The following is a 25,671-nucleotide window of genomic DNA, read 5'->3' as shown; positions in this document are numbered from 1 at the left end:
GATTTTCAAGCCCAGAAGCCGGGCATGGCCGGCTCCAGCCTGCCGCCGGCCCGCACCGGTGCGACGCGCCGCGCCAGGCCGGTGGCGTCGTCGGTCTCGACCGCCACACCACTGAGTGTCGCAGCGCCCGCCGCCGGTTCGAACCGGCCTGAGGGAATGCCGGTCGTGAAACGCCGCAGCGGCTCTTCCTTCTGCATGCCGATGACGGAATCATAATCGCCGGTCATGCCGGCGTCGGTCATATAGGCGGTGCCGCCGGCCAGGATCTGGTGATCGGCGGTCGGCACGTGGGTGTGGGTGCCGACGACGAGGCTGGCGCGGCCGTCGCAGAAATAGCCGATGCCCTGCTTCTCGCTGGTCGCCTCGCCGTGGAAATCGACCACGATGGCGTCCGCCGCCTCGCGCAGCGGACAGGCTTCAAGCTCGCGATTGAGCGTGGCAAAGGGATCGTCGAACGGCGTCATGAAGACGCGGCCGATGGCGTTGATGACGAGCGCGCGCTTGCCGTTCTTGGTATCGATCAGCGCCGCGCCGCGGCCGGGCGTGCCTTTCGGGAAGTTCGCAGGACGGACCAGTTTTGGCGCGCGCTCGATGAACACCAGCGCCTCGCGCTGATCCCAGGCGTGATTGCCGAGCGTGATCGCATCGGCGCCGGCATCGAGGAATTCCTGGTAGATCGCCTCGGTAATGCCGAAACCGCCCGCGGAATTTTCGCCATTGACGACGACCAGGTCGAGCGCCCAGTCCCTGACCATGCCGGGCAAATATTCCGCGATCGCGGTGCGGCCGGCACGGCCGACTACGTCGCCGACGAAGAGAATGCGCAAAGTTCAGCTCCGGAAATCGAACACTTTCTTTTCCGTTAGCACATAATCCAGCGCCACGTCGTGCGGCAGCGCAGGAACGGCTTTTATTTCCTGCACGGAAAAGGCGGTACCGGCGGCGATGATGGCTTTCGCCTTCCGCAGATGCGCGAGGGTATAGTCGTAGTGACCGGCGCCATAGCCGATGCGGTGGCCCTGACGGTCGAACGCCGCCAGCGGGATCAGCATGACATCGGGAATCAGTTCTTCCGCCGCCGGCGACGGCTCGAGGATGCCGAGCGGCCCCAGCATCAGCCGGTCGTCGGGCGACCACGCGCGAAACGCCAGCGACTTTCCGCGCGAGAGAACGGCCGGCAGCGCCAGCCTGGCGCCCCGCTCCGCGAGCTTGCGCATCAACGGCGCGGGATCGATCTCGCTGCGGATCGGCGAGTAACCCGACACGATCATGCCGGGTTGGATCGCAAACGGCACGCCGCGCTTGGCCATCGCAAGCGCTGCAGCCGCGCGCTGCTCGTCATTCAACGCATCGCGCTTGGCGAGCGCAGCAGCGCGAAGATCGGCTTTCGACAAGGTTGCGGTCATGCAGTATCTTTCCGCTGTCATCACCCGCGAATGCGGCTGATCCAGTAATCCAGAGACTTCAGTGATTCAACCGAGACGCCGCGGCGTACTGGATACCCGCATTCGCGGGGTATGACGGGACGCGCGCGTAGCACAACGCCGCAAGCAACCCAATTAACAAGTACGAAGCCGCGAACGCCGTTGAAGCACTCGATCCCGGAGTTCCCTACGAAAGTAGGTGGGCACCATATGTCCGGGTCCACGGACCCGGCCAGGGACAGTTCCCTAAAGGATCGATAAGGCCCCGGGGATATTATGGCTCCTGACGCACGACGCAGCTTCGCAGGAGCAATGTAAGGGTTATAGAAGGAAACCGCCAGCGGTACCGATTGCGAACATCTTAAGATTGCGTTTTACTTTACCCTCCCCTGGAGGGGGAGGGTCGTTTGAAGGTCGGCATGGCCGACTTCAAACGGGGTGGGGTGATCTCTCCGCGAGCGAGATAGAAATGGTTTCACCAGCAATCCGCCGCGCCGTGGCCAAGAAACTCCGCGCGAACACAACGCCGCATGAGCGTATCCTCTGGCGCGCACTGAAAGAACTGCCAATCGAAGGCACGCACTTTCGACGACAAGCGCCGATCGGTCCCTATGTCGTGGATTTCTTCTGTCCAGCGAAGCGCCTAATCGTCGAACTCGATGGCGGGCATCATAACGAAGACGCGACGGCTCAGCGCGATAACGAACGGCAAGCGTGGCTGGAGAAGGAAGGGTATCGCGTCATCCGCTTCTGGAATTCGGATGTGACCGGTGACCTCAACGCGGTGATGGAACGGGTCTATGCAGAGGTACACGGTGCGTTGGATGCTGACGCGCTTCCACTGAGACGCCACCGGCGCGGATAGTCTGTCACCCCGCCCCGGCTCACATGGCGCTACGCGTCATGTGAGCCGACCCGCCCCCTCGAGGGGCGGGTGGGAAAAACACCGCCCCCACCTCAGCCTATCGCCACACCATTACCTATCGTGCGGTTAATGACTTGCGTGGTCTTTTCGATCCGTTCGGCGGCGGCGTTGAGGGCATTGGCGACGGCGGCTTGCGTCGCCTTGGCGCGGTCGGCGGCGGCGACGCGGACATTGCGCAGGGTTTCGAGTTCGCCCTCCAGCGCGCGGATGCGCGCGTTGGCGTCGACCAGTTCGTCGCACACGGTGAGCGCGGCCATCACGGTGAGGCGCGCGTCGCCGATCTCTCCGAACTTGCCGCGCAATTCGCCGACCCGCGTTTCCAGGCTTTCGGCAAGTTTCAGCAGCCGCACCTCCTGCCCTTCCTCGCAGGCCATGCGGTACTGCCGGCCATTGATGGTGACGTTGATGTGGCTCATTCATCCTCTCCGGCATCGAGCACCGCGCGGATGGTACCGATCGCGATATCCAGTCTTTCGGCGATCTCGCGGTTGGTGCGTTCCAGCCGCCGTGTCTTCACCAGCGAGCCGTCGAGTTCGTCGGCGAGCCGCGAACGATCGGCGCCGAGCGCCTGGATACGGCTCGCCAGCTCGTTCTCGTCGCGATCGGCATCGCGCCGTCGTTCCGCGGCAGCCTCAAGCGCGTCGAGCGCCATCATCAGCCGCCGCGTGGCGGCGTCGATGTCGACCTGGATCGGCTCGGCATTGCCGGCCCCGTTGGTGAGACGATCGCTCATGGGAAGCAGCGCGCACCTTCGCGTAGGCCCGCCGCGCGGCAGCAAAATCCGCGGTTCGGCAAGCGGTTAGAGCACGAAATTTACGTGGCAAGCGAGGCAAGCGCAACGCCGACGCGAAGCTATGCACTGCTAAGCAACTTTTCGCACCGCAGGCGCGTTTCCGTGCCTTGGACTCACGGGGATTGTGGTGCTATCCAGCCCTTAACTCCCTTAGGCCCACGCCCGTATTCCGGCTTTGCCCGGTACGTTACCCGTAACCAAGCACCTCAATTCAGGCGGATTTTCATCATGACGCAGGTCGATCACACCCGTATGGCCAATGCGATTCGCGGGCTTGCCATGGATGCCGTCGAGAAGGCGAAATCCGGTCATCCCGGCCTGCCGATGGGCGCCGCCGACATCGCCACCGTGCTGTTCACACAGTTTCTGAAATTCGACGCCGCGGCGCCGGCCTGGCCCGATCGCGACCGCTTCGTGCTCTCGGCCGGACACGGATCGATGCTGCTCTATGCCTTGTTGTACCTTACCGGCAACAAGGACATGACGCTCGACCATCTCAAAAACTTCCGCCAGCTCGGATCACTGACCCCGGGACACCCCGAGAATTTTCACACCAAGGGTATCGAGACCACCACCGGTCCGCTCGGACAGGGCATCGCCACCGCCGTCGGCATGGCGCTGGCGGAGAAGATGCTAGCCGCCGAATTCGGCAAGAAGGTGGTCGGCCATCACACTTACGTGCTCGCCTCCGACGGCGACCTGATGGAAGGCGTGTCGCAGGAAGCGATCGCGATGGCCGGACACTGGAAGCTGAACAAGATGATCGTGCTGTATGACGACAACGGCATCTCGATCGACGGCCCGACCTCGATCGCCGATTCGGTCGACCAGGTGAAGCGCTTCAAGTCCGCAGGCTGGGCGGCCGAGCTGATCGACGGTCATGACCAGAAGGCGATCGCGGCCGCCATCGCCCGCGCGCAGAAATCCAGCAAGCCGTCGCTGATCGCCTGCAAGACCACGATCGGCTACGGCGCGCCGACGCGGGCTGGCACCGCAAAAGCCCATGGCGAGGCGCTCGGCGCCGACGAACTGAAGGGCGCCAAGGAAAAGCTCGGAATCTCGCAGGAAGCTTTCTCGGTACCCGACGATGTGCTGAAGGCGTGGCGTGAAGCCGGCAGCCGCGGCGCCGCCGCCCGCCAGGAATGGGAAGGCGTTTTTGCCGAGCTCGGCCCGCGCAAGCGCGCCGAATTCGAGCGGCGGATGCGGCACGAGCGGCCGGCCACGCTCTCGAAAGCGCTGCGGGCGCACAAGAAGGCGCTACTGGAATCGCCACAGAATATCGCCACGCGGAAATCTTCCGAATCTGCAATCGAAGCAATTGCATCTGCGATGCCGATGGAATTTCTTGCCGGTTCCGCCGACCTCACCGGCTCCAACAACAACAAGGCGAAATCGGCCGTGGCGTTCTCAGCCAAGACGCCGAAGGGCCGCTTCATCCATTACGGCATCCGCGAGCACGGCATGGCGGCTGCCATGAACGGCATCTTCCTGCACGGCGGCTTTGCGCCGAACGGCGCGACCTTCCTGGTGTTCACCGACTACGCCCGCCCGGCGATGCGGCTGGCCGCGCTGATGGGCGCCGGCGTCGTCTATGTGATGACCCATGATTCCATCGGGCTCGGTGAAGACGGCCCGACGCACCAGCCGGTGGAACACCTCGCGGCACTCCGTGCGATCCCCAACATGCGCGTGTTCCGGCCCTGCGATGCCATTGAGGTGACCGAGTGCTGGGAGCTGGCGCTCAACCGGATCGACGGCCCGACCGTGCTGGCGTTGACCCGCCAGAACCTGCCGCAGCTTCGAACCAGTGCGCCGAACGACAATCCTTGCGCGCATGGCGCCTATGAGCTGGTCGCGGCACAGGGCGAGGCCAAAGTGTCGCTGTTCGCCTCGGGCTCCGAGGTCGAGATCGCCGTGGCCGCCCAGAAACAGCTCGCTGAGCGTGGCATCGCGTCGCGGGTGGTCTCGGTGCCCTCGCTCGAACTGCTGCTGGCGCAACCGGCGGACCGCCAGAAGGCCATCATCGGCAACGCCCCGGTCAAGATCGCCATCGAGGCCGCGGTGCGCTGGGGCTGGGATGCCGTGATCGGCCGGGATGGTGAATTCGTGGGCATGCACGGTTTTGGTGCCAGCGCCCCCGCCAAGGACCTTTTCAAGCACTTCGGAATTACGGCCGAGGCTGCCGTTAACGCTGCCCTGAAGCGCTTGGGCTGACGGTTGAGATTGCCGGGAAAAGGCGCTACCTAAACGCCATCTTGACCGTTCCCGCCCGGCCGAACCGGGCGTTCCGCCGTAAGCTCCTCGTGGAACGGATCCGCGGGGTGGCGCCAGCTATCAGAGGAGAAACGAGCATGGCAATCCGCGTTGGGATCAACGGGTTTGGCCGCATCGGCCGCAATATCTTGCGGGCCATCGCGGAATCCGGCCGCAAGGATATCGAGGTGGTCGGCATCAACGATCTCGGCCCGGTCGAGACCAATGCCCACCTGCTGCGTTTCGACTCCGTGCATGGCCGCTTCCCCGGCATCGTCACCGTCGACGGCGACTCGATCAGCGTCGGCAACGGCAAGATCAAAGTGTCCACCGAGCGCGATCCGTCCAAGCTGCCCTGGAAGGAACTCGGGGTCGACATCGCGATGGAGTGCGTGGGCATCTTCACCGCCAAGGACAAGGCTTCAGCCCATCTCACCGCCGGCGCCAAGCGCGTCCTGATATCGGCGCCCGGCGAGAATGCCGATGCGACCATTGTGTTCGGCGTCAATCACGACACCCTGACGAAGGATCACCTGATCGTCTCCAACGGCTCCTGCACCACCAACTGCCTGGCGCCGGTCGCCAAGGTGCTGAACGACACGGTGGGCATCGAGACCGGCTTCATGACCACCATCCACGCCTATACCGGCGACCAGCCGACGCTCGATACCATGCACAAGGATCTCTATCGCGGCCGCGCGGCGGCGATGTCGATGATCCCGACTTCCACCGGTGCTGCCAAGGCGATCGGCCTGGTGCTGCCGGAGCTGAAGGGCAAGCTCGACGGCGTCGCGATCCGGGTGCCTACGCCCAACGTTTCGGTGGTCGATCTCAAGATCGTCGCCAAGCGCGCCACCGACGTGAAGGAAATCAACGCGGCGATGAAGCGCGCCTCCGAGCAGCAGCTCAAGGGCATCCTCGGCTACACCACGGCGCCGAACGTCTCGATCGACTTCAACCACGATCCTCATTCCTCGACGTTCCACGAGGACCAGACCAAGGTTCAGAACGGGACGCTGGTGCGGGTGATGTCCTGGTACGACAATGAATGGGGTTTCTCCAACCGCATGGGCGACACCGCCGTGGCGATGGGGAAGCTGCTGTAAGAGAACAGATCGATGAGCCTTCCGCACTGGCTCGGAATCCCCGGAGTAATCTTGCTGATCGGCTTGATCGCGTACGGTTTCCTGCGAGGCATGAAGGTCAACGACCCTGACGATGGCGGCGGAAGTGGCGACCATGGCCACTCGCCGCCACCGGACCATCAATAGTAATTCGCTTGAAACGATGGTGATCAATGGCAGGAAGCTTCCGTACTCTCGATGACATCGACGTGAAAGCCAAGCGCGTGCTGCTGCGCGTCGACCTCAACGTGCCCATGGAGAACGGCCGCGTCACCGATGCAACGCGGCTCGAGCGCGTCGCGCCGACCATCACCGAAATCTCGGACAAGGGCGGCAAGGTCATCCTGCTTGCCCATTTCGGCCGGCCGAAGGGACGCGACGCCAAGGATTCGCTGAAGCCGGTCGCCGAGGCGCTGTCGAAGGTGATCAAGAAGCCGGTCGCCTTCGCCGACGATTGCATTGGCGACGCCGCAGCCAAGGCGGTGGCGGCGATGAAGGACGGCGATATTCTCTGCCTGGAAAACACCCGCTTCCACAAAGAGGAAGAGAAGAACGATCCGGCGTTCGTGGCGGAGCTGGCAAAACTCGGCGACATCTGGGTCAACGATGCGTTCTCGGCCGCGCACCGCGCGCACGCCACCACCGAAGGCCTCGGCCATAAGCTTCCCGCCTACGCCGGGCGCACCATGCAGGCCGAACTCACTGCGCTTGAGAAGGCGCTGGACGCGCCGACCAAGCCGGTGATCGCGATCATCGGCGGCGCAAAAGTCTCGACCAAGATCGACCTCTTGGAAAACCTTGTGAAAAAGGTTGATGCGCTGGTGATCGGCGGCGGCATGGCCAACACCTTCCTGCATGCGCAGGGCGTCGGCATCGGCAAGTCGCTGGCGGAGAAGGATCTCGCCGCCACGGCGCTGCGCATCATGGAGAAGGCCGAGGCCGCGAACTGCGCCATCATCCTGCCCGTCGATGCCGTGGTCGCCTATCATTTCGCAGCCAACTCACCCTCGCATGCCTATGGACTCGATGCGATCCCGGCGGACGGCATGATCCTCGACGTCGGCCCGCAATCAACCGCGCGGATTCACGCCGCGATCGACGACGCCAAGACGCTGGTGTGGAACGGCCCGCTCGGCGCGTTCGAGATGACGCCGTTCGACCGCGGCACCATGGTCGCGGCCAAGCATGCTGCAGAGCGCACCAAGGCCAACAAGCTGATCTCGGTCGCCGGCGGCGGCGACACCGTCGCGGCGCTGAACCAGGCCGGCGTGGCCGACGATTTTTCCTATGTCTCGACGGCCGGCGGCGCATTCCTCGAATGGATGGAAGGCAAGCCGCTGCCCGGGGTCGAAGTTCTGAAACTGCGATAAACCAATTAGTGGAGCGCCAGAGGCGCGGCAAATACAGGAGAATTTGAATGGCTCGCATCACCTTGCGTCAACTGCTCGATTATGCGGCCGAGCACGATTACGGGGTGCCGGCGTTCAACATCAACAACATGGAGCAGGCGCTGGCCATCATGGAGGCCGCGTCCTCGCTCGATGCCCCCGTCATCATCCAGGCCTCGCGCGGCGCGCGCTCCTACGCCAACGACATCATGCTCAAGCACATGATGGACGCCGTCACCGAGATCTATCCGCAGATTCCGGTCTGCGTGCATCTCGACCATGGCAACGAACCCGCCACCTGCATGACCGCGATCCAGGCCGGCTTCACCTCTGTGATGATGGACGGTTCGCTGAAAGCTGACGGCAAGACGCCCGGCGACTGGGATTACAATGTCGGGGTGACCAAGACCGTCACCGACATGGCGCATCTCGGCGGCATCTCGGTGGAAGGCGAACTCGGCGTACTCGGTTCGCTGGAAACCGGCATGGGCGACAAGGAAGACGGCCACGGCGCCGAAGGCAAGCTGTCGCACGACCAGTTGCTGACCAATCCCGACGAAGCCGTGAAGTTCGTCCGCGAGACAAAGGTCGACGCGCTGGCGATCGCGATGGGCACCTCGCACGGCGCCTACAAGTTCACCCGCAAGCCCGACGGCGACATCCTCGCCATGAACGTGATCGAGGAAATCCATCGCAAGCTGCCGAACACGCATCTGGTGATGCATGGCTCGTCCTCGGTGCCGCAGGATCTCCAGGAGATCATCAACGCCAATGGCGGCAAGATGAAGCCGACCTGGGGCGTGCCGGTGTCCGAGATCCAGCGCGGCATCAAGAACGGCGTGCGCAAGATCAACATCGACACCGACAACCGCATGGCGATGACCGGTCAGATCCGCAAGGTCCTGAAGGAAAATCCGGAAGAGTTCGATCCGCGCAAATATCTCAAGCCGGCGATGGAAGCGATGGCCAAGCTGTGCAAGCAGCGGCTGCAGGAATTCAACACCGCAGGCCAGGCCAGCAAGATCAAGAAGGTGCTGACCACGGCCGAAATGGCGAAGCGTTACACCAAGGGTGAGCTCGATCCCAAGGTTGCCTGACAAGGTTGCCTGAAGGGCCGCCCGCGCCCCGCAAACACCTAGGGTGCGACGAACGTTTTCTAGGCAATTGCCCGAGAACCGCCTATTTTGGTGCGCAAGGGCATGATGTTCTTGGAGAACTTCGATGAATCTCGCCGACCTCAACAAGGTTGCCCTCGCCATGGTCACCCCGGGCAAGGGCATCCTCGCCGCCGATGAATCCTCCGGGACGATCAAGAAGCGCTTTGACGCCATCAAGGTCGAATCGACCGAGGAGAGCCGCCGCGACTACCGCGAGATGCTGTTCCGCTCCTCCGAGGCGATGAGCCAATACGTCTCCGGCGTCATCCTGTACGACGAGACGATCTGGCAGAACGCGAAGGATGGCACGCCGCTGGTCAAGCTGATCGAGCAGGCCGGCGCGATCCCCGGCATCAAGGTCGACGAGGGAACGCAGGCGCTGCCGCAATGCCCGGGCGAGCTGGTCACCGTCGGCCTCGACAAGCTCGCCGAGCGATTGAAGAAGTATTACGAGCGCGGCGCGCGCTTCGCCAAATGGCGCGCGGTGATCGATATCGGCAGCGGCACTGGCGGCCGGGGCATTCCAACCATGACCGCGATCAGCGTCAACGCGCACGCGCTGGCGCGCTATGCGGCGCTGTGCCAGGCGGCGCAGATCGTGCCGATCGTGGAGCCGGAAGTGCTGATGGATGGCGATCACGACATCGACCGCTGCTACGACGTGACCCAGCGCGTGCTGAACAAGACCTTTCAGGAATTGCGCATCCAGCGCGTCGAACTCGAGGGCATGGTGCTGAAGCCCAACATGGTCATTTCGGGCAAGAAGTGCGCACAGCAGGCTTCCGTCGAAGAGGTCGCGGAGAAAACCGTGCGGCTGCTGAAAGCCTGCGTGCCCGCCGCCGTGCCGGGCATCGCCTTCCTCTCCGGCGGGCAATCCGACGAGGAAGCGACCGCGCATCTGGACGCCATGAACAGGATCCGCAACCTGCCCTGGAAGCTCACCTTCTCCTATGGCCGCGCGCTGCAGGCAGCGCCGCAAAAGGCGTGGTCGGGCAAGGCCGAGAACGTCGCTGCCGGCCAGCGCGCCTTCACCCACCGCGCGAAAATGAACGCGCTGGCGAGCAAGGGCGCGTGGGAAGCCGGCCTTGAAAAGAAGGTCGCCTAGATTTGGCCAATAAAGACTCGGCTGGCAAAACTCTTCCGCCCCGCCCGGCGCCGCGTCTCTATCTCGCGACGCCGGAGGTGGATGATCCCGCGCAACTCGCGAGCGAACTTCCGACGCTGTTGGCTGCGGCCGACGTCGCGGCAGTGCTGCTGCGGCTTAAGCCCACGGACCAGCGCACCATGATCTCGCGCGTGAAGACGCTGGCGCCCGTGATCCAGAATGCCGGCGCGGCGCTGCTGCTCGACGGCCATGTCGAACTGGTGGCGCGCGCGGGCGCCGACGGCGCGCATCTGAACAGCCTCGCCGCGCTGGAGGACGCCCTGCCCTCGCTGAAGCCGGACCGCATTGCCGGCGTCGGCGGGCTCACGACGCGACACGATTCGATGGCCGCAGGCGAAAGTGGCGCCGACTACGTGCTGTTCGGCGAGCCCGATGCAAACGGCCAGCGGCCTTCGGTGGAAGCGATTGCCGAACGCCTGCAATGGTGGGACGAGCTGTTCGAGCCGCCCTGTGTCGGCTTTGCCGCCTCGCGCGAGGAGGCCGCCGAGTTCGCGCGCGCCGGCGCGGATTTCGTGCTGGTCGGCGATTTCATCTGGGCCGATCCGCGCGGCGCCGAGGCCGCGCTGACCGATGTCGCCCAGGCTGTCCTGCAGGCGTATGAAGCCGCGTTCGGAAAAACCAGGACCAGCCCTGACAAGGCCGGACACGGATAACGCCGGACCATGAAACTGCTACGTCCCATATCGCTGCTCACGGGCCTCGTGATGACGACGGCCGGTGCCACAGCACAGACCTCGCTGGCGCCGCCCGCCGCGCCGCCGCCCGCAGCTGCTCCGGCTGCAAAGCAGGCCCCACCGAAAGCAAAAGCGCCTGCTGCGCCGGCGAAAAAGCCTGCCGCGACACCGGCGCCTGCCCCCGCGACGACACCCAAGCCTACGGCGACCAAACCCGTGTTGGGGCAGCCGGACCCGCAAATGCCGACGTTTGACGATCCCAACGTCGACAACGTCTACGCCGCCTATCAGCGCGGCCTCTACAAGACCACCTTCGATCTCGCGACCACGCGCGCGCAATACGCCCGCGACCCGAAGGCAATGACGATGCTGGGCGAGCTCTATGCCAACGGGCTCGGCATCAAGCGCGATTACGCCAAGGCTGCCGAATGGTATCAGCGCGCCGCGGATGCAGGCGACCGCGAAGGCATGTTCGCACTCGCCATGATGCGGCTGTCCGGCCGCGGCGGCGCCACCAACCGCGACCAGGCGGTCAAGCTGCTCGCCTCCTCCGCCAAGCTCGGCAACGCCAAGGCGGCCTATAATCTGGCGCTGCTCTATCTCGACGGCAACACGCTGCCGCAGGACGTCAGGCGCGCGGCCGAGCTGCTGCGCGTCGCGGCCGACGCCGGCAACCCGGAAGCGCAATACGCGCTGGCGACCTTCTACAAGGAAGGCAACGGCGTGCCGAAGGATCTCGACAAGGCGGTACGCCTGCTGCAGGCGGCGGCGCTGGCCGACAATGTCGACGCAGAGGTCGAATATGCCATCGCGCTGTTCAACGGCACCGGCACGCCGAAGAACCAGCCGGCCGCGGTGGCGCTGTTGCGCAAGGCGGCGCGGCAGAACTCGCCGATCGCGCAGAACCGTCTCGCCCGCGTGCTGGTGAGCGGGCTGGGGGTGCCGGTGGACAAGATCGAGGGCCTGAAGTGGCATCTCGTCGCCAAAACCGCCGGCAAGGGCGACCCCGAACTCGACGAGCGCCTCTCCGAGCTCAGCCCCGAGGACCGCGCCAAGGTCGATGCGGCGGCGCGCAAATGGACCGGGACCATTGGTGCCGCGGCCAATAAATGACGCCTTGACGGCGGCACATCTGCAGGGCAACCCAGTCCCTAAACCCCTGACGGCATTGGGCCGTTCCCTCACACCGTAAGCGCGCATCATGCTGCATTCAGCCCTAATCAACGTCATGGTGAAAGCCGCGCGCCGCGCCGGCCGCAACCTCAAGCGCGACCTCGGCGAGATCGAGCACCTGCAGGTATCGCTCAAGGGACCGGCAAACTTCGTCACCAAGGCCGACAAGCGCGCCGAGGAAATGCTGTACGAGGACCTCGCCAAGGCCCGCCCCGGCTACGGCTTCATCGGCGAGGAAGGCGGCAACCGCGAGGGCTCCGACAAGAGCCACACCTGGATCGTCGATCCGCTCGACGGCACCACCAACTTCCTGCACGGCATCCCGCAATTCGCGATCTCGATCGGGCTGCGCCGCGACGATACGATCATCGCCGGCGTGATCTACAACCCCGCCAATGACGAGCTGTACATCGCCGAACGCGGCAAGGGCGCCTTCCTCAACGACCAGCGGCTCCGCGTTGCCGGCCGCCGCCAGCTCGACGAATGCGTGGTGGCCTGCGGCCTGCCGCATATCGGCCGCGGCGACCATGCGCTGGCGCAAAAGGAAATGGCCGCGCTGCAAAACAAGGTCGCCGGCTTCCGCCGCTTCGGCGCCGCCTCCCTCGACTTAGCCTTCGTCGCCGCCGGCCGCCTCGACGGCTACTGGGAACGCAACCTGCAGCCCTGGGACATCGCGGCGGGGCAGATCATGGTGCGGGAAGCCGGGGGAACGATCACGGACGTCGGCGGCAAGGACGATGCGCTGAAGACCGGGCACGTGGTGTGCGGGAATGAGTTCGTGCACGGGGAACTGGTGAAGATATTGAAGGCGCTCGACAAGTAGAGCGACGGTTGCCGACGTCCGCGGCCTCCAAACTAAAACATCGAAAACAACCCCATGCACAGTAGCCGGACGCTTGGCTCTGTGACGAAGCGCATGTTTGACACGTCGGGCAAATCAGCGGCATAAGGCCATCATCAGACGGACCTGCCGGTCAGCGATCGGCCTTGATCTCCGCGAGCGAATAGCTGGTGCTGCGGCCACCCGCTTCGTCTCTCGCAAGAATGCCGAGCGCGACGAGTTCGTTGATGTCGCGCAGCGCAGTGTCCGCCGAACACTTCTCGATCTTTGCCCATTTCGACGTCGTCAACTTGCCTTCGAATCTATCGAGCAGGCGATTGAGGATGTCGCGCTGACGCTCATTGAGCTGCGTCGCGGCATTTGCTCTCCAGAATTCTGCTTTTCGGAAGACGCTCGACAGGATCGCTTCGGCGCCATCGAATGCGCGGTCCAGGCACGCCAAAAACCATTCGAGCCAATGGGTGATATCGAGACCGCCTTTCTGCGTCGCTTCCAGCGCCTCGTAATAGGCCTGCCGCTCCAGCTGAATCTGCGCCGACATGCTGTAGAAGCGCTGCGGGCTGGCTTCCGACCGTGCAAGCGACATGTCGGCGATGGCGCGCGCGATGCGGCCATTGCCGTCGTCGAATGGATGGATGGTGACGAACCAGACATGCGCGAGCGCGGCTTTGACGACCGGATCAAGCTCTTCTTCGCGATTGAACCAGATGAGAAAGCCCCGCATTTCATGATCGAGCCGATCGGCCGCCGGTGCTTCGTAGTGAACCCTCTCGCGACCATACGTGCCGGAACTGACGCGCATCGGCCCCGATTCCTCGTCGCGCCACTGGGCGACCTTGATCTTGTCCAGACCGCTGCGGCCCGTCGGAAACAGCGCTCCATGCCAACCGAATAGTCTTGCAGAGCTGAGAGGCTGGTCGAACCTTTGGGTCGCATCCAGCATCATCTCGACGATGCCCTCGACGTTGCGATCGGCCGGAAGCAATGCCCCCGCATCAATCCCGAGACGCCGGGCGATGGACGAGCGCACCTGATTCCTGTCGAGAATTTCGCCTTCGATCTCGCTGGACTTGAGAACGTCCTCGGTGAGGGTTTTGAGGACGGCCTGTTCCTGCAGAGGGAAGCCAAGCGCCTGCATGCGGCCGATCAGCCGTCCTTGCCGGTACCGTACGGCGCCGAGTTGGTGGGCAAGCGCCCCCTGATCGCAATGAAAGCTGGGCCAATCAGGCCGTTGATAGATTTGTCCAGCCATTCTCCGCACTCTATGCGGCGAATGTACAGATTATTCTCTGCCGGCACAAGCACCCAAGGCCAACTAATTACACCAGCACCGTCCAACAGATGGCTAGCCAGACGGTGGATTTTAGATACAGTCTCTACCTATGCGAGCAACTAGCACATAACTCCGGATTATGGCCGTGAATGCACAAGCAGTGGAGACTATTGCACGCGCACTGCATGCGATCACATCCATTGCAGATACACTCACGGTTCCTCTCGTGGCAAACCTAAAGTCATCGGATGTAAAAGCGGGCGACTACGACGTCTCTTCCGTCGTGACCGAGTACTTCTCGGAGAACGAAGCCAGCCAGATTCTTCTCGGTCTGCAAGAATGCGGTTTTTATACCAAACTCTATGTCGGCGAATTGGAATTCATCACTGCGATTCTCGAGGGCTCGTTCAGCAATCTGCCGAGGCCGCGGAAGCTAGTCTACAACACCTCGCAGAGCGGCACAGGGGCAGGTCGTAAGTCACTGATTCCAGCATTTTGCACCCTACATAACATTCCCGTTTGTAACTCGAACGCATACGTCCTTTCATTGGCGCGCCACAAATTTCATGTTTCTTTAATCTTACGAGCGCTGGGTCTTCCGGCAACCGAGTCTTGGCTTTTCGATGAGCAGGGCTGGCTTTTTGATCAAAAGCCGCCTCATGAACTCAAGCTTATAGCAAAGGCCTGCCATGAGTCGGCAAGTATTGGCTTGGACCACGAGTGCATTGGCGAGCTATCTTATGCATATGAAACGTCGCTGGCGCGTAAGGTGGCCGCGTTGCGGCAACCGTTTATCGTGCAGCGATTCATCGCGGGCAGCGAAGCGGAGGTTCCAGTCATAGACCTTTTTGGCGAGGCGTTCTCATTGGATCCCGTAGCGATGACACTGGATGGCAGCCCTATTCTTGGCGACCGAATTCTCGACTATGACATCGTGGCGGACGATCTCGGAGGGTTTGCAATGTGCACGCACCTTGACCAGAGAACATGTGAAGAAATGAGAGAGACGTCCAAGCGGGTTTTTCGTGCGCTAGGGATGACCGCGATCGGACGCGTCGATTTCAGGATTGGACCAGACAATCGGTTTTTCATTACAGATGTAGCGACGACCCCGCATCTTGTGAGGCATAGCGCGTTTGCCTTCTGGTTCGATCAGGCGGGTTTTCGACATGCCGACGTGCTAGGGGCTGTAGTGGCGGCTAACGCTCAACGTCTTGGTTGGTATTGAATTTGAAATTCGTAGATTCTAACTTTCGGACCACACTTGAATGTCAGACATGATAATGCCGTAGCCAACTGCGCGCCACGATATGTGGGGCCCGTCGCCGCCATGCACAGTCTTTGGATAGCCGTCCCAACTTTCGGGTTCTTTTGCAATTCCGTTCTCGATCGCGTGACGCATGCAGGCTTGCCTCAACTCGATTGAGCGGCGGAGCTCGCTTGGAATTTCCCACATGCACCTGTCTACCTCGTCCAAAAGCTCCAGAGCGCGTTCCGATGCACCCAGAAGGTATCGTGACGCCGCGAAATTACTTGCGACAAACAGAAGATAGTATCCCTCGACGCCGTCAATCTTACAGCGCTCGAATGTTCGTCCTAACAGAGCATCGCCCTCTGTGATGCCCCCATCCAAGATAGCCAAGGCGCCACGATTTGCTGAGAGTAGCGCGTAATCAAATCGATCAGAACCGCCGGTGGTTTGTGCAATCGAATCTAAAATATCCAATCCCTCGCGCGGCGTGATGTGTGCGGCACGAACCGCTGCAATGACGTAATTGTTGAAAGCTTTGTACGCTTCAGGCAATCGGATCCGATCCGAAAACGTGCTGATAAACCTGACCGCCGCATCAGCATTGGTGACACTGGCGGAGAATTCACCGCGAAAATATGCATTGCCCGCCAAATTAATGAGCGCGGCGCTATACTGAAAGGCGTTGCGTGGCATTCCACCACCTTGCGGCGCCGCAAAGTACTTTACTGCCTTTTCGATAAGGGCGCCGGCAACCTCTAGCGGGTAAAAGACGTCGGCCTTTCTGTTGAGTATCTGAATTTTTGTCCGGGCGTGTGGGTCGTGGAAAGCGGAACGCTCAAGGTGCGTTCGCACGCGGGTGAGCACCTCACTGCTAGCACGCTGGTCGCCGAGAGAGGCATTGACGACTGCAAGGGTTAGCATAAGACGATACCAAAGCTCGCCTTCGTCGCGTCGCGCAACCCACGGCTCAAGTACAACGCGAGCGTTCTGGTAATCGGATCGGCCGCGTTTCTTATAGTAGTTGAGTGAAATGAGATAGGCGATCTCACCTTGAACGAGGGCGTTGGTGCCGTCATAGTGCAGGACGAGCTCATTGATGGCCTCTGTGTGACGCCCGTTGTCCATTGCACGTAAGGCTGACGAGGTTGCACGGAGTGCGCCGTTGTATTCTCGCGTCATCTCGTCAGATGGGCGATCAACATCTTCATCGAGAACTATTTCTCCCCTACGTTCCTGCATCAATAGTGCGAATGCCAATGACGCCGTCCGATGCGAATTGTTAGTAAGGGTTGAGTGGCGCAGACGTGCGCGATAGTCGCCGGGTCGAATATGACGGATGCACTCAGCCAGCTTGTCATGAAACGGCGCAGCATCAGACTCCACAAGTGCCTTCAAGGCGCTCTGCACTATATCGTGAGCAAATTGGAGAGAGTCGTCCTCGCCAGAAAGAAATTCTTCCCGGCGGGCTAAATCGAGGGCCGAGGCAAAATCAAGTGGGTCAGCAAAAGCGCATTCTAACTCGCGCCTAGAGAACGTCTGTCCAATACAAGAAGCAATCCCGAGAAGCTTTTGAATATGCGGTGTTGAGGGGGCGAGGGTCTGTAGCCGGAGTCCAAGCAATCGCTTTGCCATTTCTGTTGGCGTCGTGGCATTCTCTCGCCCCAACTCCGCCTCTGGACCGTCGGTATTCAGCAGGCGAACAATCTCCTTGGCGAGCCTTAGGTGCCCACGAGTAACGTCGTAAAGGCGATCGCAGATATCCGGATCAGGCGCACGTGCCAGCCCGAACATCTTCAAGATAATAGGAAACTGTGCGCGCGAGGGAAACGGCAAAGCGAAAGTCTTAAACGTTAGCGACTTTAACGTTGCAACATCTGCAGCGGTTGACGGCAGCGCTTCCTGATCGGTGGTTTCGATGAAGAGGAAGGATGAGCGTGCCGCGAAGGGGTAACTTTCAATTACCTCAGGTGATTTCATCCGTACAAGCAGTTCTGCCGTGCCAGTGTCGAGCCAATGCACATTATCAACGATGAAGAGAACTCGCTCGCTGATGCAGATTCTTTGGAAGCCGGACAGGAGATCTTGCATTTCGGATGGCAGAAAGTCGGGACCTGTCACTTCCATCCTGGCGAGAAACGCTTTGGCCAATGCCGAAATAGGACCGCCGACCCAAGGAATACCACGCAGAGCTGCAGTTGGAATCTCCCTGTCAGCCTCCCGTGCAGCTCGCCGGGGTCGCGTCGCTGCCAGCATGCGGTGCGCGGCAAGACACGTCGTCCCAGACTGATCTTTATCGCCGACGATCCAGTGCACCTCCCCGGCGACGCCAGACCGCTGAGATCCAACATAGCGAGATAGCTCTGTTTTGCCGCTACCGGACGGACCACTCAGCCAACACGACTGTCCGTCAGCGAGTGTTCGGGCAAGTTCGTCGGCCAACTCGATTCGGTCGAGGGCTTCTAAAAGCAGACGCATAATCCGGAGTTATGTGGATTCGGCAACCCTTCTAGTTTTCAAGGTGCGGCGAAGCGTTTTCGAAGCCTGGAATAACTACGCCGCAAGCCCACCAACGATATTCACACGCTCAAGCGTCGTCCGAAGCGCCTGATCGGTGACGTGAGTATAAATTTCCGTCGTTGCGATACTCGAATGCCCAAGCAACCGCTGTACGATCCTGATATCGACGCCGCTTTCGATCAGCAATGTCGCCGCCGTATGCCGCAACATGTGCGGCGTCACGCGTCGCTCGATGCCGGCCTGACCTGCAAAGCTACGCAACTTCGAACGGAAGGAGTGCGGCCGCAATTTCTTGCCGCTGCGATTGATAAACAACGGGCCGTCGGCCATGATCAGGCGTCGGCGGAAAGAGGTCAGCTTTTGCAGATCATTTTGGAGAGCCGAATCCGCAACGTAGACGATGCGGTCACGCGAACCCTTGCCGTGTATGCGAAGAGTGGAGCCGTCGGCCGAAACGTCCCCGATCTGAATCTTGCACATCTCCCCGACTCGAATTCCGGTGGCAATCATCAGCCGTATCTCGATATCGAGAATATGCGAATGACCCGCGGCCTTCCTTCCGCGACGGGACCCGCGAGCCAGACTTAGAAGGCTTGACGTCTCCTTGCGCGACAAGGCTCTTGGCAAACGCTTGCGTCGCGGCAGTTTCAGTCGCCATCCCGTGAACGGGTTGGTGCACTTGCCCTCATATTCCATGAACCGGAAGAACGAACGGAGACAGGCGAGATGCCGGCGGATGGTGGCGGGAGAGAATTCACGCGTTCTCATCTCTTCCAGATAGTCGCGTAGTGTTTCTGTCTTGATGGCAGCGAGAGAGTTCCGCGCCGGCAACCATTTGCGAAAATCAGCCAAGTCATAGGCATACGCTTGCAGCGTATTTTCTGACAGTTGTCGTTCGAGCCTGCAATAGTTCAGGAATAGCGTGATTTGCTTGCCGATATTCATATCAATCGTCGCACTCCGGATACTCCGATCCCGAATGTGTGACTGAGATGCCTGACCTGAGCTACGCCCTGACCGTATGAGTTAGCAAGAGGGTTAGTAATTGTAGCATCGCCCTCTTCCAACTTTGGCGCGACTAAAAGGCGCGTTCGGTTAAGGAAGTCCTATTTCGTTGGCTGTGCCGATGGCGCTCGCGGCTCGCTCGCAGCAACGGCCGCCGTCTCCACCACCTTCTCCCGGTCCCCCGCCAGCACGCGCTGCACGCTGACGAAAAACACCGGCACCAGCAGCAGTGCCAGGATCACGACCGCGATCATGCCGCCCATCACGCTGGTGCCGAGCGCCTGCTGGCTGGCGCCGCCGGCGCCGGTCGCAATCGCCATCGGCAGCACGCCGCAGACGAAGGCGAGGCCGGTCATCAGGATCGGGCGGAAGCGGAGCGAACACGCTTCGATCGTGGCCTCGACCAGCGGCTTGCCCTGCGCGCGCAAATCCTTGGCGAATTCGATGATGAGGATGGCGTCTTTTGCCGCCAGGCCGATGATGGTGATCAGGCCGACGGTGAAATAAACGTCGTTCGACAGGCCGCGCATGGTGGCGGCGATGACCGCGCCGCAGATGCCGAGCGGGATCGTCAGCAGCACGGCGAGCGGGATGGTCCAGCTTTCGTAGAGCGCGGCGAGCAGCAGGAACACGACGAATACCGAGAGACCGAGCAGGAACGGCGCCTGCGAGCCGGACAGTTTTTCCTGCAGAGATTGCCCGGTCCATTCGTAACCGAAACCGCGCGGCAATTTGCCCGCGAGCCGCTCCATTTCGGCGATGGCGTCGCCGGAGGTGAAGCCGGGCTTGGCCTCGCCGGAGATGCGCACGGCTGGATAATAGTTGAAGCCCGCGATCTGGGTCGGGCCCTTCTGCCACTGCACGGTGGCGAACGCCGAGAACGGCACCAGTTGGCCGCGGCTGTTCTTGACGTTGTAGTTGAGGATGTCGTCGGCGTTCATGCGGCTGGCGCGGTCGGCCTGCACGATCACGCGCTGCATGCGCCCGCGGTTCGGGAAGTCGTTGATGTAGTTCGAGCCAAGATTGGTCGAGATGGTCTGGTTGATGTCCTCGAAGGTGACGCCGAACGCGCCGGCCTTTTCGCGGTCGATCATCAGATTGACCTGCGGCGCCGGCGGCAGGCCCTCGACATAGACTTTTTGCAGCACGCGGCTGGCATTGGCTTCCGCGATCAGGCGGTCGGAGGCGGCGATCAACGCCGCATAACCCTTCTGGCCGCGGTCCTGCAGGCGGAACGAGAAGCCGCTGGAATTGCCGAGGTTGTCGATCGGCGGCGGCTGCAGCGCGGAGATCTTCGCATCGCGGATCGACGACAGGTCGCGGTTGATGTCGGCGACGATCGCGGCTGCCGACTCCTTCTTGCCGCGCTCCGACCAGTCCTTCAGCGAGATGAAGGCCTGCGCGGTGTTGACGCCCTGGCCGAGGAAGCTGAAGCCGGTCAGGAACGTCACGTTCTCGACGCCTTCGCGCTTGAGCAGATATTTTTCGACCTGCTCGACCGCGGCCTGGGTGCGGGCATAGGAGGAGTCGGACGGCGTCTGCACGTCGGTGGTGATAAAGCCCTGGTCGTCGACCGGCAGGAAGCCGCCGGGCAGCCGTACGAACGCCCAGCCGAGGCCGATCAGCAGCACGGCGTAGATCAGCATCAGCCGTCCGGTGCGCTTCAGCGAACCCTGGACGGTGCGCGTATAGCCGCCGCGGGTCGACTCCAGCACGCGGTTGAACCAGCCGAACACGCCCTTGCGCGCATGGGCGTGGCCGGCCTCGACCGGCTTCAGCAGCGTTGCGCACAACGCCGGCGTCAGCGACAGCGCCAGCAGCGCCGAGAAGGCGATCGCGGACACCATGGTGACGGAGAACTGGCGATAGATGATGCCGACCGATCCCGGGAAGAACGCCATCGGCACGAACACCGCCATCAGCACCAGCGTGATGCCGATGATGGCGCTCGATATCTGCGACATCGCCTTGCGGGTGGCTTCCTTGGGCGGCAGGCCTTCCTCGGCCATGATGCGCTCGACGTTTTCCACCACGACGATGGCGTCGTCGACGAGAATGCCGACCGCCAGCACCATGCCGAACATGGTGAGCATGTTGATGGAATAGCCGACCGCCATCAGCATCGCGCAGGTGCCGAGCAGCGCCACCGGCACCACGATGGTCGGGATGATGGTGTAGCGGATGTTCTGCAGGAACAGGAACATCACGATGAAGACCAGCACGATGGCTTCGACCAGCGTCATCAGCACCTTGTTGATCGAGGCCTTGACGACGGGCGTAATGTTGTAGGGAATTTCATAGCCGATATTGGTCGGAAAGAACTTCGACAGTTCCTTCATCTTGGCTTCGACGGCGCTCGCGGTCGCCAGGGCGTTGCCGGTCGGCGACAGCAGCACGGAAAGACCCGCGGTCGGCTTGCCGTCCAGGCGGGTGTTGAACTGGTAGCTGAGGCCGCCGATCTCGATGCGCGCGACGTCGCGCAGCCGCACCGTGGAGCCGTCGGCATTGGCGCGCAGCGTGATCGCGCCGAATTCTTCAGGCGAGGAGAGCTGCCCTTTGACCAGCACCAGCGCGGAAATCTTCTGCTCCGGCGTGCTCGGCTCGGCGCCGACGCTGCCGGAAGCGACCTGCGCGTTCTGGGCTGTAATGGCCTTGTTGACGTCGTCAGCGGTGAGGCCGTAGCCGACGAGTTTTGCGGGATCGACCCAGATCCGCAGCGAGCGCTCGGTGGAATAGAGCGTGGCGCGTCCGACGCCGGGGATCCGCCGGATCTCGCCGAGCACGTTGCGGATCATGAAATCGCCAAGGCCGATTTCGTCGAGCGAGCCGTCGGACGAATTCAGCGTGATGATCTGCAGAACGGCAGAAGACGCTTCCTCGACCAGGATGCCCTGCTGGATCACCGCGCGCGGCAGCCGCGCCTCGACGCGCTTGAGACGGTTCTGAACTTCCACCGAGGCCGCGCCGGTCTCGGTGCCCGGCACGAAATTGGCGATGATCTCGACCTGGCCCAGCGAGTCGGAGGTCGATTCGAAATTGAGGATGCCGGAGGCGCCGTTGAGTTCCTCCTCGATCAGCCGCGTGACGCTGTTGTAGAGGTTTTCCGGCGAGGCGCCGGGATAGCTGGTCGAGATCGAGATCGAGGGCGGCGCGATGATCGGATATTGCGCGACCGCCAGCAGCGGAATCGAGATCGCGCCGATCAGACAGATAAAAAGCGCGACCACCCAGGCGAAGATCGGCCTGTCGATGAAGAAACTGGGCATCGATCAGCGCGCAGCTTGCGTCGCCGGTGCGCCCGATACCGACCCAACCGAGGCATCCGCGTCGATCCACGCCTTCGCCTTGACCTTGTCGCCGGGAACAAATTTCTGAAACCCGTCGACAACGACCTGATCGCCATCCTTCAGGCCCTCGCTGATCAGCCAGACACCGTCCTGCACCGCGCCGGTGCGAACCGGCTGCATCGCGACGCGGCCGTCTTCCTTGACCACGAACACCTCGCTGCCGCCGCCGGCATCGCGCTGGATGGCCTGCTGCGGCACGGCGATGGAATCGGAATCGATGCCCTGCTCGATCAGGACGCGCACATACATGCCCGGCAGCAATTCGCGCTTCGGGTTGGGAAACTGGCCGCGCAACGTGACCTGCCCGGTAAAGGCGTCCACCTTGGCTTCGGAAAACAGCAGCTTACCGGGGATCGGATAGACCGTTCCGTCATCGAGCACCAGACGGACCTTGGCGGCGTCGGGCGCAATGCGGTCGAGATCGCCGCTATCGAGCGCGCGACGCAGCTTGTTCATCTCGGAGACGGACTGGGTGAAGTCCGCATAGATCGGATCGAGTTGCTGGATCGTGGCGAGGCTGGTGCTTTCGTTCTGAACCACCAGCGCGCCTTCGCTCACCAGCGCCGCGCCGACCACGCCGTTGATCGGCGCGCGGATCGTCGCGTAATCGAGGTTGAGCTTGGCGCGCGCCACTTCGGCCTTGCGGCTGCTGACTTCGGCCTCGGCCTGGCGCTGGGCGCCGATCGCCTTTTCGTTCTCGGCCTCGGGCGCCGCGCGCTGGCTGGTCAGCGTCGCGATGCGCCGAGCATGCTGGGACGCGAGATCGAACGCCGCCACCGCCTTGTCCAGCGCGGCTTCGCTCGCCTGCAGTTCCACTTCGAACGGCTTGGGGTCGATGCGGTACAGCGGCTGGCCGGCCGTCACTTCGGTACCTTGCTGGAACAGGCGTTCGACGACGATGCCGGAGACCCGCGCGCGCACTTCCGAAACCCGGGTGGGCGCGATCCGGCCCGGCAATTCACGGATGATGGCGCGGGACTGCGGCCGCACCGTAAAGGTGCCGACTTCAGGTTCGGCCGGAGCCGTCGCTGCCGCGGCCACCGCCGTGGGTTCGTTACAGCCAGCCAATAGCGGCGCCATCGCAGCCAACATCACAACGATGCATGCCGATCGCGTTCGAAGTCCGGACATTGAAAGCATTGCCCCAGTTCAGGTTGAAAGCGCGAATTGATCATTCGCAACGTTGTTCAGGAGGGCATCCCCGAAAGGCGACGGCCGAAGCTCCTGGAACTCAGTTGATGAACAGAGGATAAACCGCACCTGCTGCGATGCAATACGATCGCGCGGCGGCCCAATGTCACACAACGCTATCGTGCTGAATTCGCGGCTGTTTCCCGGGGTCACTCGATTGTGAGTCGGGTTCCGTTCTCACGTTAAGGTTTACGGCGAATCGGGAACCGCGTCCTCGCGCCGGGATAACTGCCAAAATGAGGTATCCCCCGCGAATCGAAGCGTCAGCCAGCGGCTTTCAGCCGGTAATGGCTTACGCCCCACTCGCTCCCCCCGGCGTATCCAAACAGGCCCGCGGTGGCGAGGAAGAACCAGCGCCAGCGTCGCATCCACAACGCGGCGTCGCTGCCATAGACCTCACGGAGAACCCGCTCGATCTCGTCGCGATTGGCATCAAAATTGTCGAGCCAGTCCTGCGCGGTGCGCCGATAGTGCACGCCGCTCCAGCGCCATTCCTTTTCGACCTCGAACAGATCGGAATATTGCCGGATCAGGTGATGGCTCGGCATCACGCCGCCGGTGAAGAAATGCTGCGCGATCCAGTCCTCGGCGTCGGTGCGATCGAACAGATAGGCGCCGGAACGATGGGTGAAGATGTGCATGAAGAAGCGGCCATCGGGCTTCAGCCACGCGACGACGCGGGTCAGCAATTCGCGCCAGTTCATCATGTGCTCGAACATCTCGACCGAAACGATGCGGTCGAAGCGCGCCTCGGGCGCGAACACGTTCATGTCCTGCGTAATGACCCGCAAATTCGAGAGGCCGCGCCATCGGGCCTCTTCTTCGATATATTTTCGCTGCGAGTTCGAATTGGAAACCGCTGTTATCAGCGAGTGCGGAAACTGCCGCGCCATCCAGAGCGACAGGGATCCCCAGCCGCAGCCCAGTTCGAGGATCGATTGCCCGTCGGCCAGATCGGCATGCTCAACGGTCTGGCGCAGCGCCTCTTCCTCGGCCTCCTGCAAGGTCGAGGCCGGTTCGTTGTAGAAGCAAGCGGAATATTTGCGGTTGGGGCCGAGGACAAGGGCGAAGAACGCCGCCGGCACCTCGTAATGCTGGGCGTTGGCCGCGTCGGCATGTTCGGCGATGGCGCGCGCTGCCATGGCGTCGGCAAACACGGCATCGCTTTCCGCATTCCCGGTGGCGAGCCGCAGGGCGGTGCGCGAGCACAACCGGTGAATCGCGGCGCGGACGATGACATCGGGCAACGGCACGCGCTCGGCGGTGGCGATGACGGTGGAGGTGAAGCTCATGCGACCACTCCCTTCGCTGATACGGCCCGCGGGGCCGGGATCATGCTTGCGGCAGCCACGGAAAGAACCGGCTGGTGCGCGCCTGGTAGTCGCGATAGCGATCGCCGCGCGAGCGCAGCATCTGCGCTTCCAGCGGCGGGATGCCGGTGACGTGGACCAGTATCCAGTACATGAAGATCGGCGCCAGCAGCGCCGCGAAGCCCCACGGATAGGACAATGGATCGGCGTACGAGATGCCGATCACGGGATAGGCCAGCCACCCGAACCATTCGAAGAAGTAGTTGGGATGGCGCGACCAGCGCCACAACCCTGCATCGCAGACCCTGCCCTTATTGGCTGGATTCGTGCGGAACGCCTGGAGCTGCGCATCGGCCAGCGCCTCGCCGGCAATGCCAATGAGGAGGATCAGCGCGCCCAGATAGTCCGCGGGCCGCAGGCCGTCGCCGGGCATGTGCGCCGCGACAAAGATGGCGAATACCAGCGGAATCGATCCGAGCCCCTGATTCTGCAGAAAGATGAACATCCTTCGCGGCGAATTGGCGCCCCATTCGCGGGCAAAATCGGCATAACGTGGGTCGTCCGATATCCCCGCGCTGCGAATTGCAATATGAACCCCGAGCCGCAGCGACCAGACGGCAACCAGCACCGCCACCAGCCACTGCCGGTCGGTTTGCGGGGCGCCTTCGATCGGCCACAAGGCGCTTCCGGCGCCAACCAGGCCGAGCGAAAAGGTCCAGATCGTGTCAACCCAGCCCGAATTGCCGGTCCGCTGCTGCACCAGCCAGGCGCCTGCCATCAGGGCCGAAAGCGACGCGGCAATCACCACCAGCGCTTCCAGATATAAGATCGTCATGAAGATCCCGTTTGGACATTGAAC

Annotated in this window: 20 protein-coding genes, 1 other RNA gene and 1 pseudogene; 10 read left to right on the top strand and 12 right to left on the bottom strand. The window is 62.3% G+C overall.

The features are described 5' to 3' along the window. Positions 1-5: 5 nt before the first annotated feature. The 3 genes and pseudogenes from QUH67_RS05290 to ssrS all read right to left on the bottom strand — a co-directional run bounded on the left by QUH67_RS05290 (position 6) and on the right by ssrS (position 1,729). Positions 6-827, bottom strand: coding sequence for a TIGR00282 family metallophosphoesterase (locus QUH67_RS05290; protein ID WP_300945600.1), 822 nt, complete (start codon positions 825-827; stop codon positions 6-8). Beyond that, a pseudogene (locus QUH67_RS05285) lies at positions 808-1,406 on the bottom strand (5-formyltetrahydrofolate cyclo-ligase); the annotation flags it as partial. The gene QUH67_RS05290 and the pseudogene QUH67_RS05285, both read right to left, overlap by 20 nt. Positions 1,407-1,567: 161 nt before the next feature. Beyond that, positions 1,568-1,729, bottom strand: a non-coding RNA gene (ssrS, locus tag QUH67_RS05280) — 6S RNA. 164 nt (positions 1,730-1,893) lie between these two features. On the opposite strand from ssrS, the gene QUH67_RS05275 reads away from it, so the two are divergent. Next, on the top strand, positions 1,894-2,289 hold the full coding sequence (locus tag QUH67_RS05275) for an endonuclease domain-containing protein (protein WP_300945598.1): 396 nt from the start codon (positions 1,894-1,896) through the stop codon (positions 2,287-2,289). 92 nt (positions 2,290-2,381) lie between these two features. On the opposite strand, the gene QUH67_RS05270 is transcribed toward QUH67_RS05275, so the two are convergent. Together QUH67_RS05270 and QUH67_RS05265 are read right to left on the bottom strand one after the other, a co-directional pair. Continuing rightward, the gene (locus QUH67_RS05270; RefSeq protein ID WP_300945597.1) at positions 2,382-2,765 is read right to left on the bottom strand and encodes a cell division protein ZapA; all 384 of its coding nucleotides are present in this window, start codon (positions 2,763-2,765) and stop codon (positions 2,382-2,384) included. Then, complete coding sequence (locus tag QUH67_RS05265) at positions 2,762-3,082, bottom strand: DUF4164 domain-containing protein (protein ID WP_300945596.1); 321 nt, start codon at positions 3,080-3,082, stop codon at positions 2,762-2,764. The genes QUH67_RS05270 and QUH67_RS05265 overlap by 4 nt, the downstream gene beginning before the upstream one ends. A 288-nt stretch (positions 3,083-3,370) precedes the next feature. Between QUH67_RS05265 and tkt the strand changes: the two genes are divergently transcribed. The 8 genes from tkt to QUH67_RS05225 all read left to right on the top strand — a co-directional run bounded on the left by tkt (position 3,371) and on the right by QUH67_RS05225 (position 12,899). Then, positions 3,371-5,356 carry a transketolase gene (tkt, locus tag QUH67_RS05260; protein WP_300945595.1) on the top strand — a complete coding sequence of 662 codons (1,986 nt, stop codon included), beginning with the start codon at positions 3,371-3,373 and terminating at the stop codon, positions 5,354-5,356. Positions 5,357-5,493: 137 nt separating this feature from the next. Next, on the top strand, positions 5,494-6,501 hold the full coding sequence (gene gap, locus QUH67_RS05255; protein ID WP_300945594.1) for a type I glyceraldehyde-3-phosphate dehydrogenase: 1,008 nt from the start codon (positions 5,494-5,496) through the stop codon (positions 6,499-6,501). Positions 6,502-6,692: 191 nt separating this feature from the next. Next, positions 6,693-7,889 (top strand): phosphoglycerate kinase, encoded by a 1,197-nt coding sequence (locus QUH67_RS05250; RefSeq protein ID WP_300945593.1) that lies wholly within the window; start codon positions 6,693-6,695, stop codon positions 7,887-7,889. A 47-nt stretch (positions 7,890-7,936) separates the two neighbouring features. Next, the gene (fba, locus tag QUH67_RS05245; RefSeq protein WP_300945592.1) at positions 7,937-9,004 is read left to right on the top strand and encodes a class II fructose-bisphosphate aldolase; all 1,068 of its coding nucleotides are present in this window, start codon (positions 7,937-7,939) and stop codon (positions 9,002-9,004) included. 124 nt (positions 9,005-9,128) lie between these two features. Continuing rightward, the gene (locus QUH67_RS05240) at positions 9,129-10,169 is read left to right on the top strand and encodes a class I fructose-bisphosphate aldolase (RefSeq protein ID WP_300945591.1); all 1,041 of its coding nucleotides are present in this window, start codon (positions 9,129-9,131) and stop codon (positions 10,167-10,169) included. A gap of 2 nt (positions 10,170-10,171) precedes the next feature. Then, entirely contained in the window at positions 10,172-10,882 is a 711-nt protein-coding gene (locus tag QUH67_RS05235; protein WP_300945590.1) for a thiamine phosphate synthase, read from the top strand. 9 nt (positions 10,883-10,891) lie between these two features. After that, on the top strand, positions 10,892-12,016 hold the full coding sequence (locus tag QUH67_RS05230) for a tetratricopeptide repeat protein (RefSeq protein ID WP_300945589.1): 1,125 nt from the start codon (positions 10,892-10,894) through the stop codon (positions 12,014-12,016). Positions 12,017-12,104: 88 nt separating this feature from the next. Then, positions 12,105-12,899, top strand: coding sequence for an inositol monophosphatase family protein (locus QUH67_RS05225; RefSeq protein ID WP_300945588.1), 795 nt, complete (start codon positions 12,105-12,107; stop codon positions 12,897-12,899). Positions 12,900-13,050: 151 nt separating this feature from the next. On the opposite strand, the gene QUH67_RS05220 is transcribed toward QUH67_RS05225, so the two are convergent. Next, a complete protein-coding gene (locus QUH67_RS05220; protein ID WP_300945587.1) occupies positions 13,051-14,169 on the bottom strand; it encodes a Fic family protein in 1,119 nt (372 codons plus the stop codon). 166 nt (positions 14,170-14,335) lie between these two features. Between QUH67_RS05220 and QUH67_RS05215 the strand changes: the two genes are divergently transcribed. Next, positions 14,336-15,418: a D-alanine--D-alanine ligase family protein gene (locus tag QUH67_RS05215; protein ID WP_300945586.1), complete on the top strand. Its 1,083-nt coding sequence runs from the start codon at positions 14,336-14,338 to the stop codon at positions 15,416-15,418. An 18-nt stretch (positions 15,419-15,436) separates the two neighbouring features. Here the strand turns inward: QUH67_RS05215 and QUH67_RS05210 are convergent, their stop codons facing one another. The 6 genes from QUH67_RS05210 to QUH67_RS05185 all read right to left on the bottom strand — a co-directional run bounded on the left by QUH67_RS05210 (position 15,437) and on the right by QUH67_RS05185 (position 25,647). Continuing rightward, entirely contained in the window at positions 15,437-17,917 is a 2,481-nt protein-coding gene (locus QUH67_RS05210; RefSeq protein ID WP_300945585.1) for an AAA family ATPase, read from the bottom strand. Positions 17,918-17,992: 75 nt separating this feature from the next. Further along, a complete protein-coding gene (locus tag QUH67_RS05205; RefSeq protein WP_300945584.1) occupies positions 17,993-18,904 on the bottom strand; it encodes a tyrosine-type recombinase/integrase in 912 nt (303 codons plus the stop codon). 161 nt (positions 18,905-19,065) lie between these two features. Beyond that, positions 19,066-22,230 (bottom strand): efflux RND transporter permease subunit, encoded by a 3,165-nt coding sequence (locus QUH67_RS05200; protein WP_300945582.1) that lies wholly within the window; start codon positions 22,228-22,230, stop codon positions 19,066-19,068. A 3-nt stretch (positions 22,231-22,233) separates the two neighbouring features. Beyond that, positions 22,234-23,442 carry an efflux RND transporter periplasmic adaptor subunit gene (locus tag QUH67_RS05195; RefSeq protein WP_300945581.1) on the bottom strand — a complete coding sequence of 403 codons (1,209 nt, stop codon included), beginning with the start codon at positions 23,440-23,442 and terminating at the stop codon, positions 22,234-22,236. A gap of 323 nt (positions 23,443-23,765) precedes the next feature. Continuing rightward, positions 23,766-24,794, bottom strand: a complete 1,029-nt coding sequence (locus QUH67_RS05190; RefSeq protein WP_300945580.1) for an SAM-dependent methyltransferase — start codon at positions 24,792-24,794, stop codon at positions 23,766-23,768. A 40-nt stretch (positions 24,795-24,834) separates the two neighbouring features. After that, positions 24,835-25,647: a DUF1295 domain-containing protein gene (locus QUH67_RS05185; RefSeq protein ID WP_300945579.1), complete on the bottom strand. Its 813-nt coding sequence runs from the start codon at positions 25,645-25,647 to the stop codon at positions 24,835-24,837. Between the last annotated feature and the right edge of the window lie 24 nt (positions 25,648-25,671).

The sequence above is a fragment of the Bradyrhizobium roseum genome, from assembly GCF_030413175.1.
GTDB classification, from domain to species: domain Bacteria; phylum Pseudomonadota; class Alphaproteobacteria; order Rhizobiales; family Xanthobacteraceae; genus Bradyrhizobium; species Bradyrhizobium roseum.
Note: the sequence above shows the minus strand (reverse complement) of the source record. Positions and strands in the feature narration are given on the sequence as shown.